The following is a 13,773-nucleotide window of genomic DNA, read 5'->3' as shown; positions in this document are numbered from 1 at the left end:
CAAATTAATTCTTCACGCCTTTACTGTTCATCAATACTGTTAAAGAATGGTTTATGAGTGTTAACCATATGATCTTACGACCGGAACTCATAAATGTTGGTATTCTTTAAAGAACGTCTTGTTCTCCTTTCTGTTCCAAAAACCGGAACAACCGCTTTGCATACCGCCTTGCGTGCGCGTGCTGATATGGTGATTTCGAGTCCCCCAGATTTAAAACACGCGCCTCTTTATAGATACAATCGCTGGGTCAGGCCGATGTTTCAGAGAGTTTGCGATGCCGAAATGGAAGTTGTTGCGGTCATGCGAGAGCCGATCAGTTGGTTGGGAAGCTGGTATCGTTTTCGCCGTCGGCCATTCATGTTGGGTAAGGACAACGCAACCACAAATATCGAATTTGATGAGTTCGTGCGTGCGTATTGCAAGGGCAAACAACCGCCATTTGCAAATGTTGGAAGTCAGGCTGTATTTCTTGCAGCTCAACCAAATGGGTGTTCAGTGAACCATTTGTTTAAGTATGAAAAACAAGAGCGTCTGATTGCCTTTCTGCAGCAAAGGTTGAACACTGAAATTTGCCTTAAAAAGGAAAATGTCAGTCCTGTTATGGAGCTGTCATTGTCTTCCAAAACCGAAACCATTCTTCGACGCAAATATGCGGATGAGTTTACCCTATATCGCAGTATAGGCTTATAGCCCAAAAAAATGGGCTACCCTTTAAGGTAGCCCGGACCTGTTCGAATGGATGGCGGGTCAGTTAAGTTGCTCATGTACCGTTTCGGTCAGCTGATTAAGCGAAAACGGTTTGGGCAAGAAAACTGAATTGGGAACATTGGGCTGTGACTCGCCAAATGCCCCTTCAGCGTAACCTGAAACAAACACGACACGGGTGTCCGGGCGTGTTTTTAACGCCTCACGTACCCAGCTGGGGCCATCCATGCCGGGCATCACCACATCAGTGACAAACACATCTACGCTCAAACCTGGGTCCTCTAGAGTACGCAAAGCGTCTTCAGCAGATTCAGCTTCTAACACAGTGTAGCCACGAAGGCGCAGCGCACGTGACGCAAATGCGCGCACTGGTGCCTCATCTTCCACGAGGAGCACAACGCCTTCACCATGCTTCGGAGCAGTATCTTCGATCTTTGATTTGGCGGATTTGGCTTGCAAGACCTGTGCATTATGAACAGGAAAATAGAGGGTAAACTCTGTTCCCGAACCCTTAATAGAATCGACAAAAATATAGCCGCCGGTTTGCTTGATGATTCCGTAGGCAGTGGAAAGCCCTAAGCCAGTCCCCTCCCCTGTCCGTTTGGTGGTGTAAAACGGTTCAAACACTTTTTGTAGCTTATCTGGGTCAATGCCTTCACCTTCGTCCAACACCTTGACGGTAACCCAGTCACCAGCGGGCACAGTAGCGCGATTGCGTTCGATTGGTCGATCCAAGGAGACAACCTCTGTCTCAATACGAATCTCGCCCCCTTGAGGCATCGCATCGCGCGCGTTCACGACAAGGTTCATCAACACTTGTTCCAACTGCCTCTTGTCAGCGCGAATGGACCGCATGACAGGATCATGGCTAAGTGTAAGCGTAACTTTTTCCCCCACCAGGCGGTTCAACAGATGTGTCAAATCAGAAAGAGTATCACGTAGATCAAGCACTTCGGGCAGTAGTGTTTGCTTACGTGAGAACGCCAGCAGCTGGCTTACCAATGCAGCAGCTCGATTGGCGTTTTCGTGAATTTGAATTAGATCACCGTAGTCCTGATCGCCTTGATCGTGACGCAGTAGCAAAAGGTCGCAATGACCTGAGATGGCCGTCAACAGGTTATTGAAATCATGCGCAACACCGCCCGCCAATTGGCCAATCGCCTGCATTTTCTGGCTTTGCACAAATTGAGCTTCCAGCGTCTTTAGTTCGGTTGCATCATTCAGAACTGCAATCAGGACAGTAACGCCATCTTCAACCGCCCGGCTCAAGGTAACCTGTACAAAAACTTCCTTGTCGCGGCGTGATAGGCGCAAAAACTCAGATTTGTTAGGGGCAAGACCATCTGCAGTATCGCGTAGCCAATCAGACATTGGGCGCCCTAGCCCCTCCATCAACTGGCCCAATTTTTTATCATTACAATTGGCAACGCCCATTAGGGCAAGGGCAAGTTTGTTTACGGACAAAACCTCACCGCTGGGCGCTACTTTTAGGAATGGCACCGGTAGGTTTTCAAAAGTAGTATTCCCCTCAGAACCTTCTGCCCCATCCGTTTCAAGAAAATACAGTTCGTTACGCCCTTGTGTACGCGTATTTTCAACCACCATCGCCTGAATTGGTCCGTTTGCAGTCGTCATTGTGTTGATCTGACCAGATCTCACCGGGAGATCGACAAACAAGCGGTCCAATGATTTTACACGACTGCCAATCAAGCTGCGTGCTGCTTCGTTCATGAACAAAACGGCGCCAGTGCGTCCCACAGTCATAAGCGGAATTGGAATGCTTTCTGCATTTCGGCCGGTACTGCTACGTTCAACAATATCTTCTACCCGCCACAAAAAACTGCCACCGTGCATCTGGTGAACAGATAGCCTGACATGGCCACGACGTGTAATCACATCCTCTTGCGCAGCACCGTCTGCACGGGCCCGGCTTTGCAGCCGGAACAAAACAGCTGAAGGGTTTGCCAGCACGGCCCGTAACGTTCCGGCAAGAGTTTCCTTTTCAGCATCCGCAAACCGTTTAGCAGCTGCTGGATTTCTTGCATGAATCACACCGTCATCATCGGCAACAAAACTAGGACTCGCATCCTTTTCGATGAACCCAGTCAACAGATCGGTAGCCATCGCGCGCGCGCGAATCCGGAGCCGAGCCTGTGCCGCCATCATTGCGGCAACTGCAACCAATGTCAGCCCTACTGCAATCAGCCCGCGCGCCACCCAGTCTGGCCAGCCAAAAAGCCAGGAGGCAGAAACCATCATGATTGCAAGCAGCACCGTGGCAGCAAGCCGGGCATTTTCAGGGGCTGAAACGCGAAAGTCAGGAACAGGTGAGTTTTGGCGACCGATCATTACGGCTCCGTTAGCTGGATTCTTTGCCGCCTACTTCGCGGCATTCAGGGTTAAGACCACGTTAAGAAAATGAAGCTTTCCCTACAGAACACCTAGCAATCGGTAATTGTGCGCGTCAACACAGCTGCATAGAAACCGTCTGTGCCTTCTTGAACCGGCCAGGCCTGTTCCGTTTCCAATTTCCAACCTGTTGAACGTTCCATAAATTGTTGTATTTGATGCGTGTTTTCGCCATCCAGGACCGAACATGTAACGTAGGCGAGAACTCCGTTGGGCGCGACCAGCTGCGAAGCCTTGTCTAGTATTTCACCCTGAACATCCTGTAGCTCAGCCAGTTGCTCTGAGCTTAGGCGCCATTTACCCTCGGGAGAGCGCCGCCAGGATCCAGATCCAGAACAGGGCGCATCACATAGTACAAGGTCAAACGGTTCTGTTTGGTCAAGCGTATCAGTTGTAAGCACTGTCAAATCGACCCCTGCCCGGTCGGCGCGCAACGGTAAATCTTCCATCCTTTGCGGTGCTTTGTCATGGGCAAAAAGTGATAGGCTTGCGCGCGCAGCCATTGCCAGACTTTTTCCACCTCCGCCGGCACAATAGTCCAACACTCTCATGCCATTGGTTAGTGGCAAAATTTCTACCACTGCCTGGCTAGCAGCATCTTGCAATTCAACCACACCTGTTTGGTAGGCGTCGCAATTGCGAATTCTACGCGCACCTTCCTTAACTTCCAGTGCCATTTCAGAAGCAGGATGAGCAGAGCAGGTGACTCCTTCTTCCTTTAGGTCTTCAATTGCCTGTTCAATATTTGAACGACGTGCGTTTACACGCAGATGTACAGGGGCCCTATGGCGCAGCGATCCAGCCGCTGCCTCGGCGGCCTCGCCTAGGCTGGCCTCGAAATGAGGCCATAGCCACTCGGGGATATCGTGGCGTTCAGCTGGGCTGGTCGGTTCTCGCGCGATCAAACCCTCGTCGTCACTAAGCTCGGTTGGACCATAACCTACGCCATTGAACAGAGTATCAGGATCTATTCCTGCCTCGCGTAAAGCGCCAAGGATCAGTCCGCGTCCAGTGCTGGCACCGCCCAACGCAGCATGTGAGCGTAGACAACGCAAAGAGGTAAATACGTGATCACGAACAGCTGCGCGATCTTTAGATCCAGCAAAGCGACTACGCCGCGCCCAGCCTGTCAGAGCTTTCTCGGCGGCATCGCCGTCCAGGATTTGATCGAGAATTTCAATCGCCGCTTGCAAACGGGCACCGGGGGTCACGCCGATACCCTTTGGTCTATCTCATTGCTCATCGTCTACGCTCCTTGTTGGTCAGCCAATCCGGTAATTTGGGCTTTCGCGAGTAATCTGAACGTCATGCACATGGCTTTCCTTAAGCCCAGCGCCGGTGATACGAACGAACTCACAATTTTGGCGCATCTCGGCGACTGTGGCACAGCCAGTATACCCCATCGCAGCGCGCAGGCCGCCGACCAATTGGTGAACAACCGTGCCCGCAGATCCTTTATAGGGAACCTGCCCTTCGATGCCCTCAGGGACTAGCTTATCGCTGGCAGCGTCTTTCTGGAAATAGCGATCAGCAGACCCGCGCGCCATTGCTCCGATGCTTCCCATACCGCGGTACGACTTAAACGAACGTCCCTGATACAGAATGACTTCTCCAGGGCTTTCATCCGTTCCGGCGATCATAGACCCAACCATTGCACAAGAGGCTCCAGCAGCAATCGCTTTAGCAAAATCGCCTGAGAACTTAATACCACCATCTGCTATGACAGGTATGTCGCCTGCAGCTGCAGAGCAATCAATGATGGCGGTGAGCTGCGGCACGCCTACACCTGCAACCATTCGGGTTGTACAGATCGAACCAGGGCCAATGCCCACTTTGATCGCATCCGCCCCAGCATCAATAAGGGCTCTGGTTGCCGCACCAGTTGCAACGTTGCCAGCAATCACTTGAACCGAGCTCGACAATGCTTTGGCTCGTGTTACTGCCTCTATCACGCCGGCCGAGTGACCATGCGCTGTATCAATCACAACGATATCAACGCCCGCGTCCACTAATGCCTCGGTGCGGGCAAAACCTGAATCTCCGACAGAACTAGCTGCCGCCACGCGCAGGCGACCAAGATCATCTTTACAGGCAGTGGGATTTAGCACGGCTTGTTCAATATCTTTCAAGGTCAGCAACCCGGTTAGTTTACCCTCGCCATCGGTGACCAAAAGTTTTTCAATCCGTCGAGCCTCCATGAGGGATTTGGCTTCGGCCAAATCAGCGGGCTCCTGCAATACCGCAAGATTATCGGACGACATCATCACTGAGACGGGTGTTTTATCATCCGAAGCAAACCGCATATCTCGATTGGTAACGATGCCGACCACCCGTCCCTGTGCGTCCACAACGGGAAAACCGGTAACCCGATAGCGTTCCTGCAGTGATTTGGCGTCAGCCAGCGTTTGATCCGCCGTCAAAGTAATTGGATTATAAACAATTCCACTTTCGAACCGTTTGACCCGCCGAACTTGTTTGGCCTGCTCATCAGCGTCAAGATTTTTGTGTATAACGCCCATACCACCAGCCTGTGCCATGGCAATTGCCATACGAGCCTCGGTCACTGTATCCATCGCTGAACTCAGCAACGGAATATTCAGTGTTATAGATTGCGTTACATTGGTACGCGTATCGGCCGTACTTGGTAGTACGCTCGACGCCGCCGGCACCAAAAGAACATCATCAAAGGTGAACGCCTCACGAATCTGCATTTTTTGTCCCCATGCAAAGCCCCGTTTGGCGGCCACCCTATCGCATGGATGTTGATCGGGGGAAAGGGGCTGTCGCAAAAAACGACAAGGAGCTGCCGAAAGTGGTTTGTTCTCCACTCGCTGACTGCAGAAATCAGCATCTGACTCACATGTTTACAACAAAATGCCGCCGCAAGGCCTGAAAATGGCGTAACCTGCCTTTCGCTCCTAGAAAAACCCAATATTCTCCGCCTTACCTACACAACAAGAAGACGCCATCATGACCACCGATCCTCTCGTCCTTTTCACCCCTTCAGGTAAACGCGGCCACTTCCCGGTTGGAACACCAGTTCTGACTGCAGCAAGGCAGTTGGGTGTTGATCTGGATTCGGTCTGTGGAGGCAGAGGCATTTGTTCCAAGTGCCAAATCACCCCATCATATGGAGAGTTCCCAAAGCACGGAGTTACAGTCGCAGAGGCTGCACTAAGTGAATGGAACAAAGTCGAGCAACGGTATGATGATATACGAGGACTGACAAAAGGACGGCGCCTGGGGTGCCAGGCTTTGGTCCAAGGCGACATCGTGATTGATGTTCCTCCAGAAAGTCAGGTCCACCGGCAAGTGGTCCGCAAACGGGCTGAGGTCCGAGATATCACTATGAACCCATCAACCCGGCTGTATTACGTCGATGTTGAACATCCCGACATGCACAAGCCCAGTGGCGATCTGGAACGGTTGATTGAAGCGCTGGAAACCCAGTGGGACTTGCAAGACGTCAAAGCTGACCTGCACATATTGCAATCCATGCAGCCCGTTTTGCGAAAGGGAGACTGGAAAGTCACGGTTGCCGTACATTTAGGTGATGAAATTCACCCGCCTACAATCATGCATATTTGGCCCGGCTTTTATGATGGCTCGATCTACGGGCTAGCTATTGATCTTGGATCAACAACTATCGCTGCGCACCTGTGTGACCTTCAAACCGGAGATGTTGTTGCCTCATCGGGTATCATGAACCCTCAGATCAGGTTTGGTGAAGACCTGATGAGCCGTGTCAGCTATTCGATGATGAACAAAGGCGGCGATCAGGAGATGACGCAGGCCGTCCGTGAAGGAATGAATACACTGTTTGCGCAGGTAGCCGACGAAGCAGAAATTGACAAAGCACTGATTGTCGACGCTGTGTTCGTATGCAACCCTGTGATGCACCACCTCTTTCTTGGCATTGATCCGTTTGAGTTGGGTCAAGCCCCTTTTGCGCTGACGTCGTCCGGTGCCTTATCTCTTTATGCGAAAGAACTGGATCTAGAGATCCATCCCACTGCCCGTGTGTACATTCTGCCCTGTATTGCAGGGCATGTCGGGGCGGACGCCGCTGCTGTGGCGCTCTCTGAGGCCCCCGACAAATCCAAAGACCTGATGCTGGTGGTTGACGTTGGCACCAACGCCGAAATCCTTTTGGGTAACACAAACAAAGTACTGGCTTGTTCTTCTCCTACTGGTCCAGCCTTTGAGGGCGCACAGATTAGCTCCGGCCAGCGCGCAGCTCCTGGTGCCATCGAACGGATCGAGATAGACCCGCAAACCAAGGAACCTCGTTTTAAGGTGATTGGATCAGATATTTGGTCAAACGAAGATGGGTTTGCCGATGCTATTGCCACCACCGGCGTCACTGGTATTTGTGGATCAGGCATTATCGAAGCCATCGCTGAGATGCGTCTTGCCGGGCTGTTAGATGCTTCTGGCCTCATTGGATCAGCCGAACAAACAGGAACTTCGCGGTGCATAGCTGATGGGCGCACCAATTCTTACGTCATTTGGGATGGCAGCGAAGAAGGCGGCCCCAATATCACTGTCACAAACCCGGATATCCGTGCAATTCAGATGGCCAAGGCAGCATTATATTCTGGCGCTCGTTTGCTCATGGATAAATTTGGTGTTGATACCGTTGATAAAGTCATTCTTGCCGGTGCCTTTGGTGCCCATATTTCTGCAAAACACGCCATGGTTTTAGGGATGATCCCGGATTGCCCTCTGGAAAAGGTGACCAGTGCAGGAAATGCCGCCGGAACCGGCGCCCGTATCGCATTGCTAAACACCAAAGCCCGAACCGAAATCGAAGACACGGTGCGCCGGATTGAAAAAATTGAAACCGCAGTTGAGTCACGCTTTCAAGAGCACTTTGTCAACGCGTCGGCGATCCCGAACTCCACAGAACCTTTTCCTATCCTAAATAGCATTGTTTCGCTACCTGACGTTAACTTCAACACAGGCGGGGGTGATCAGCCCGGAGGCCGCAAGCGTCGCCGACGCCGAGAATAAACAATTCGGGGATCTGGTATTGACGCTACATCTCAGCCGGAATACCCAACCCTTGGTGTGCGGGTATGGTGAAAAGGTATCACGCGAGCTTCCCAAGCTTAAGTTACGAGTTCGATTCTCGTTACCCGCTCCATAAGCCTCCAAAATTAAACCTTGTATTTCCAAAACTCCAAGATGTGCTGTTGGATAAGAGTTCGGAATTCTGGAATGTTGGATTTGGAAGATAGAGAGAACGTTTTTTGTTGGGGGGGTATCTCCTCCTAGACCAATCCCCAGAGTGTTTTCAACCACGAAACCATGCCTGTTTCAGCTCAACGCTGACGGACTTGGCAATGCAGGCTCACCTAGTTAAGTCGACTGTTGTACTGCCGCAGATGCGACAAAAAACGGGGCTGGGTTGTAGTGCTTATCTGCGCACTCGACCCCGTAAAAAATCTGCCTTCGTGGCTTAGGAATTCAAGTGGGCTTTTTGACCCACTCATTTCTGAGCCTATAATCACTGTGGCTGAAAACCTCTGTGTACTCGACAACATCACCCTTTTTGATGTCATTGACGCTCATCGTTTTATAGCGCGACCTGTTTGCGTGACTTTGCTGATTTGCGTCGCTGCACTTCCTTCGCTTTACGCTGTTTGCGGTTCAAGGTCCGTTTCGGTTTTACCGAGGCCATTAGCGAATGCACCACTTCAAGCGGTTCATTGCGGGGCATGGCCGACAGTGCAGCGCCCTTGAGCGGTTGAACAGGACCGCGATCCAACACCATGGGTGCAGCAAGACGCGGGCCTTGGCTTTCCCATTCAGCGGCTTTGTAGATGTCTTCGAGTGTCGTGCCGGAACTGGCCAGCACAAAATCTTCAGGCTTGGGCAGCGTTTCGCCAAAATCCCAGAGGAAGGGTAGCGGTTCGCCTTCGCCAACCCGGATCAGCTCATCGTCGCCGACGACACCGCCGCCAAGCGCGATCAAGTCAGCCGCTGACCACGACTTGCGCTCTTTGCCACGACCTACAAGGAAGCGGGTACCAAGGCGGATTCGGCCTTCGTCTAACTGTTCAAAGGTGCCGTCTGTTTTACGGTTTCCAGCAACTGCTTTGACAAAGCCATCACGTGGATCATCGACAGCCACGTTGGTCGCAGCGCGGATCAGCGTACCGTCTTGATGCTTGATCACGCCATCATCGCGCAGCACATCAATCAGCATCTCGTATTTGTACGACTTCTTGCTGTCTGGGCGGTAGTAAACGTGGCCGGGAGTTACGCGAGTGCCGTGGAAATTCAACAAGATTTTGGCATCGTTTTGGAAGGTTCTGGTCACAGGGCCAGGGACGAGATTATCGTTCTCGTCAAAGGACATTACGATGTCGCCGACTTCGATCAGTTCAATAGGCTTCTTCCACACCTTTGAGAGAACTTCATCTTGATCATAAATACCATCTGGCCCGGGTTTGAGATCAGGATCAATCGGCCACATGTCGATGGGAACCTCCGGACCGAAGCAGGAATCAAAATTGGTTCCATTTCCCGCGTTATAGGTATCATATATTTCTCTAAATAGTACAGTGGCTCCCCACCCCACAGGCAAACCAGCGTCAACAAGCTCATCCATTCGCGCAACGATAGCAGCCAAGTCTTCAGTGGTTACATCCCCACCTTGCAGAATGATTGCACGAATAGAGGTGGATAGAATTGTTGCTGCATTCGAAGTATCTAACGCACTACTCCCAATGCCTGCATTCTCGACAATGAGACGAGCGGTACTTTCGATAAACTGCCGACCAACATAACTTGTAACAAAACTTTCGTCAGTTGTCATAGCGTCAAAAATACTAATTCCCGCTCTGTTGACGAGATCATCTACAAGTACGGAATCGGCATAGGTCCAAACAGCATCCGCCAAATCTTCATTTAAACTAGGAAAGACTCCTTGTCCCATTCCATACGTTCGAATGGCGTACACACCATCAACTTCGATGATTTCTCTAACCACCAATCCCGGCGTGAGACCGTGAGCTGGAACTTCTATTCCCAACACGGTTGATGTCGCGGTGTAATTGACAATCATCGTGTCTGAAATTTGTTCATGCGTGACCCAACCTGGACCAGCAAAATCAGGCCCAAACGGTGTTGGGTACGCCGCTAGTGAATCATACAAAAATTGCTCACTTATTGATCCAACAGGTATTCCAAGAGAGCTAATTTCATCGTATTCATGGTACCAAACATGGTTGGTGTTGATGCCTTCTAAAGGGGTGCCAACAATATGCCCGACGCCAACAGTTATAGTTCCGAGGTCGTTGGTATTAAAAGATATCGTTCCATCACTATTGTAAGACCAAGTCGTCATTGTGTGTTCCTTACGAAATATGATGAAGCCAAGGTTGCGCCAAAAAAAGTCACTAAAATCGTCGTTATTCTTGAGAGTAATATCGCCAAATATATGGCGCAACCGCTCTCAGTTATTTCTCCATTTTCTATCAAAGTTTGGCCGTAAGCAAAAAATTGGAAGCCGGCCCCTCGCGGCATCCCTATTTTGAGCAGGAACCAGCCGATTGTCCATATTGCAGCAGCAACGAAATACGTTGTGTGGTAACCGGGCTTTACAAAAAGAAAGCACAATACGGTTCTAGCAATCGACACAAGGATTACAAGAACAAGTGCATCTAATAGTGCTGATGTCAATCCACGGGTAGAAGAAGCGACCGCAATATAATAAAAATAAACCTCTGTGCTTACCCACAATATAATTGAAAACGAAAAATAAACAAAAACTCCGACAAGAATCTTCACGTCACACCTTTGGCCAAAAAGTTCGTCGAGCGTTATCTGAGACAGTCGTTTTTGTCACGCTCAATCTCCGAACGAGTTATCAAGCTATTAGTCGTTACAAAAATCTGTGACAAAACGCATTTTTTGGAGGGAAAGGTATTTTTGTCATCATCAGGCATGACCATCGGATATACTAGCGTTTTCAATCGCAGGCTAGAATCTTGACGCTCAGTCCGACGCGCTAAAGGCGGCAGGAGCAGAGCGACTGTTCTCTGAGAAAACTAAGCGGAGCCAAGACCGAACGTCCAGAGCAGATGCCACGTTCTACAGCTTCTTTTTAACGATGGTTTTCCAAATTTCGTGCGGTGAGCGCCCCTTAAGATAGCTGGAGGTTCAGACCTCTCCCCTTCTGAGATCGTCGGCATATTCTCCAATACAACTCCGAGGTATCTGACAAGTTATCCATCTTGGTGCGACGCATGGATCGGGTGCCATAGGTGCTTGGTTCAAGCCCAGAGCAAGCAGCCCATTCGCGAATTGAAGGAAGGTTGAGAGGTGACAAAACCAGTTCTCCAAACCGCTGAATTTTTCCTCATCTTCGACGATCTGCTGACAAAGAAATATATTGGGTTCCGCCCTAGATGGGGCGCATACTGTATTGAGCTGAATGACTGATTTTAGTTGGGTGATTGCCTGACCCCCCTAACGCGTAAGTTGAGTTTTAGAGACATTGCAAAAATCGCAATTTGCAGATTACTGCCCACGATCCACTCCACAGCTAAAGTCGGCGCCCCGCCCTTTTCGACGTATCATTGCTGCAGCAACTTTCGGAAACCATTTTAGCCATATTGGAAATCGTTTAAGTAATATGTTAACGATGTCTATACAACCATTATGCAGTGCGCTAGCTTGCTGCAAATTAGAAAATCATTGCAGAGGACCGCATGTCAGAATTCAAGATCGAAGGCCCCGAGCTGAAGAAAATGATAAAACTGGCGCAGAAAGGACCGTTGCCGTTTGCATTTAATCCCGGCAAGAACGAGTCCGAGCACTACTTCGCTATGCACCGGAAACGCTCGGCCGAGATTTTAGGCAAAGCTGCTAAGAAAGAAGGCATAGGTGCTAAAGTCGCCTTTGGTATGTGCGTCGTTGAAGAAAAGTTAATGTCCTTGACGTGCGAGCGTGCGGTCCCTGCCCTGGCGCGCATGCTCAAGCGATTTCTGAAGGCCAACAAAATATCGCTGAACGTCCGGATTCTAGATGCCGACGGAAATGTGCTGGAAGAAGACATCGAAGATCTACCTAGCGACCCCAGCCTGCAGGATGAGGGAAACCAAGCTGATATCAAAGAAGGCGACGCTGCAGGACTCGTAGCTCGTATTAAGGCCGCGCAACCTCGTGTTGCCGCAGTTCCAGCGCCCTTCTCCAAAAAACTTAAATCCGCACTTGATGGCGTTGTTGCACAGATCAAAGCGCAAGAGTTTACCGCCGCCGATCAGGGATTGAACCGGATCGAGGCAGCACTTGACAAGCTACCGGCAGAGCCTAGTACTGCGACTGAGGCCGCTGACGCAGAAGACTCTTCCGATTTAGTTGCCCGGATCAAAGTCGCTCAACCGCTGCTTAAGCAAGCCCCGGAACAAGTAAGTGACAAGCTCAAACTGGCGCTGGCAGACGTTGTTCAAAAAATCAAACGGGGTGAATTGGGTCCTGCTCGCGCGGTAATGGATCAGATAGAGACCGCATTGGCGAAAGCTGGCGGAAATTCCGAGCCGAATGAGGTCTCTGAGACGACTGCACAGCAGCAGGCAAACGCGGACCTGGCCGCATTGATCACTCGTCTAAAAGCGTTGCAGCTGCGCATTTCGGAAATGCCGAAAGTTACCGCAGAAAAGTTACAAAAGGCTTTGATGGGGGTCGCGGCCAGTATCAAGAAAAAGGATGCAGCCGCTGCCGAAACCGGCCTGTCGAAAATCGAATCCGCTCTGGATAAACTTGTAGGAGCCGATCCGGCTAACTCAGCAACCAAAACCGAGGAGGATCCGCGTGTTTCGACGATTTTGGCCGACGTTGATACAGTGCGCGAAAACGTTAACGCGCTGCCATCAGGCGATGTGCAATCATCGCTGATCACGCAGCTTGACCAGATACAGAACAATCTTTCCGGCGGCGAGATCAAGACGGCAGTTAGTGGATTGGACCAAGTACGTGAAGCACTGAAGTTGCAGGCTGCGATAGATCGGGTAATGCCCAATTTTGTGGCGGCCATGTCTTCGGGTAAAGTCGCGGACCCAAATAAGCTGAGTATTCTGTTCAACACTGCGGTAGAGCTGGTGTCGGGCCCAGATCATGCTAAGGCCTGGACCCAACTGAAGCTTGCAGAAGAGATGATCGCAGCAGGAGCTTCTCTGGAGGAAACTGCCCAACAGTCGGAAGTTCCGTCAGACGTTCAGCCTTTCGCGATTTCCCGCCTTAACTGGAACAAAACACGCGATGTGCTCAAATCGGAAATCGAGAAACTGCAATCGGCCATTCTTAAATTCTGCGCAGGAAACAATGATTTGAAAGAGGTTGGCGATAAAGTTGGTAATCTGACCGGCTATATTGAAAAACTAGATGCCCGACTTGAAGTTAAACTCGATGAGATCGTCAATTCACAAGAAGGCGAGCAGCGCGAAGCCGCGAAAAAACAGGCTCGTTTGCTGGTGAATGAATATCAGAAAGAGCTCAACACCCCATTCTTCAAAGACGTCGATCAGGGGAACGGGTTTGCGGATGTTGCTGTCGCCTCCACTTCGCGCGCTGCACTTGGCGAAATTGACAAGGTTCTCGCGGCCTAATGTTAACAACCGACAATATGGTAGCAAAGAGAGGTAGCCAATT

Annotated in this window: 8 protein-coding genes and 1 tRNA gene; 4 read left to right on the top strand and 5 right to left on the bottom strand. The window is 50.6% G+C overall.

The window, feature by feature from the left end:
• The first annotated feature begins 93 nt into the window (after positions 1–93).
• Entirely contained in the window at positions 94–690 is a 597-nt protein-coding gene (locus GO984_RS01560; protein WP_157020822.1) for a gamma-glutamyl kinase, read from the top strand.
• A gap of 57 nt (positions 691–747) precedes the next feature.
• Here the strand turns inward: GO984_RS01560 and GO984_RS01555 are convergent, their stop codons facing one another.
• From GO984_RS01555 to guaB, 3 genes are all read right to left on the bottom strand, one after another.
• Complete coding sequence (locus GO984_RS01555) at positions 748–3,054, bottom strand: ATP-binding protein (protein WP_157020821.1); 2,307 nt, start codon at positions 3,052–3,054, stop codon at positions 748–750.
• A gap of 92 nt (positions 3,055–3,146) precedes the next feature.
• The gene (locus GO984_RS01550; protein WP_167740181.1) at positions 3,147–4,325 is read right to left on the bottom strand and encodes an RsmB/NOP family class I SAM-dependent RNA methyltransferase; all 1,179 of its coding nucleotides are present in this window, start codon (positions 4,323–4,325) and stop codon (positions 3,147–3,149) included.
• Between the two features lie 51 nt (positions 4,326–4,376).
• Positions 4,377–5,825, bottom strand: a complete 1,449-nt coding sequence (gene guaB, locus GO984_RS01545; protein ID WP_157020820.1) for an IMP dehydrogenase — start codon at positions 5,823–5,825, stop codon at positions 4,377–4,379.
• Positions 5,826–6,084: 259 nt separating this feature from the next.
• On the opposite strand from guaB, the gene GO984_RS01540 reads away from it, so the two are divergent.
• Positions 6,085–8,127, top strand: coding sequence for an ASKHA domain-containing protein (locus GO984_RS01540; RefSeq protein ID WP_157020819.1), 2,043 nt, complete (start codon positions 6,085–6,087; stop codon positions 8,125–8,127).
• A 59-nt stretch (positions 8,128–8,186) separates the two neighbouring features.
• A tRNA-Gly gene (locus GO984_RS01535) sits at positions 8,187–8,260 on the top strand.
• 432 nt (positions 8,261–8,692) lie between these two features.
• On the opposite strand, the gene GO984_RS23555 is transcribed toward GO984_RS01535, so the two are convergent.
• Complete coding sequence (locus GO984_RS23555) at positions 8,693–10,468, bottom strand: hypothetical protein (RefSeq protein ID WP_245230956.1); 1,776 nt, start codon at positions 10,466–10,468, stop codon at positions 8,693–8,695.
• Positions 10,465–10,911: a hypothetical protein gene (locus tag GO984_RS01525; RefSeq protein WP_157020818.1), complete on the bottom strand. Its 447-nt coding sequence runs from the start codon at positions 10,909–10,911 to the stop codon at positions 10,465–10,467. The genes GO984_RS23555 and GO984_RS01525 overlap by 4 nt, the downstream gene beginning before the upstream one ends.
• A gap of 923 nt (positions 10,912–11,834) precedes the next feature.
• Between GO984_RS01525 and GO984_RS01520 the strand changes: the two genes are divergently transcribed.
• Positions 11,835–13,730 carry a hypothetical protein gene (locus GO984_RS01520; protein WP_157020817.1) on the top strand — a complete coding sequence of 632 codons (1,896 nt, stop codon included), beginning with the start codon at positions 11,835–11,837 and terminating at the stop codon, positions 13,728–13,730.
• Positions 13,731–13,773: the final 43 nt, after the last annotated feature.

The sequence above is a fragment of the Parasedimentitalea huanghaiensis genome, assembly GCF_009753675.1.
In the GTDB taxonomy this organism is placed as follows: domain Bacteria; phylum Pseudomonadota; class Alphaproteobacteria; order Rhodobacterales; family Rhodobacteraceae; genus Parasedimentitalea; species Parasedimentitalea huanghaiensis.
Note: the sequence above shows the minus strand (reverse complement) of the source record. Positions and strands in the feature narration are given on the sequence as shown.

What these genes read in the sequence shown, in the direction of transcription:
- GO984_RS01520 (WP_157020817.1), top strand. Translation starts at nt 11,835, where the DNA reads ATGTCAGAATTCAAGATCGAAGGCCCCGAGCTGAAGAAAATGATAAAA.
- guaB (WP_157020820.1), bottom strand. Translation starts at nt 5,825, where the DNA reads ATGCAGATTCGTGAGGCGTTCACCTTTGATGATGTTCTTTTGGTGCCG.
- GO984_RS01560 (WP_157020822.1), top strand. Translation starts at nt 94, where the DNA reads ATGTTGGTATTCTTTAAAGAACGTCTTGTTCTCCTTTCTGTTCCAAAA.
- GO984_RS01540 (WP_157020819.1), top strand. Translation starts at nt 6,085, where the DNA reads ATGACCACCGATCCTCTCGTCCTTTTCACCCCTTCAGGTAAACGCGGC.
- GO984_RS01555 (WP_157020821.1), bottom strand. Translation starts at nt 3,054, where the DNA reads ATGATCGGTCGCCAAAACTCACCTGTTCCTGACTTTCGCGTTTCAGCC.
- GO984_RS23555 (WP_245230956.1), bottom strand. Translation starts at nt 10,468, where the DNA reads ATGACGACTTGGTCTTACAATAGTGATGGAACGATATCTTTTAATACC.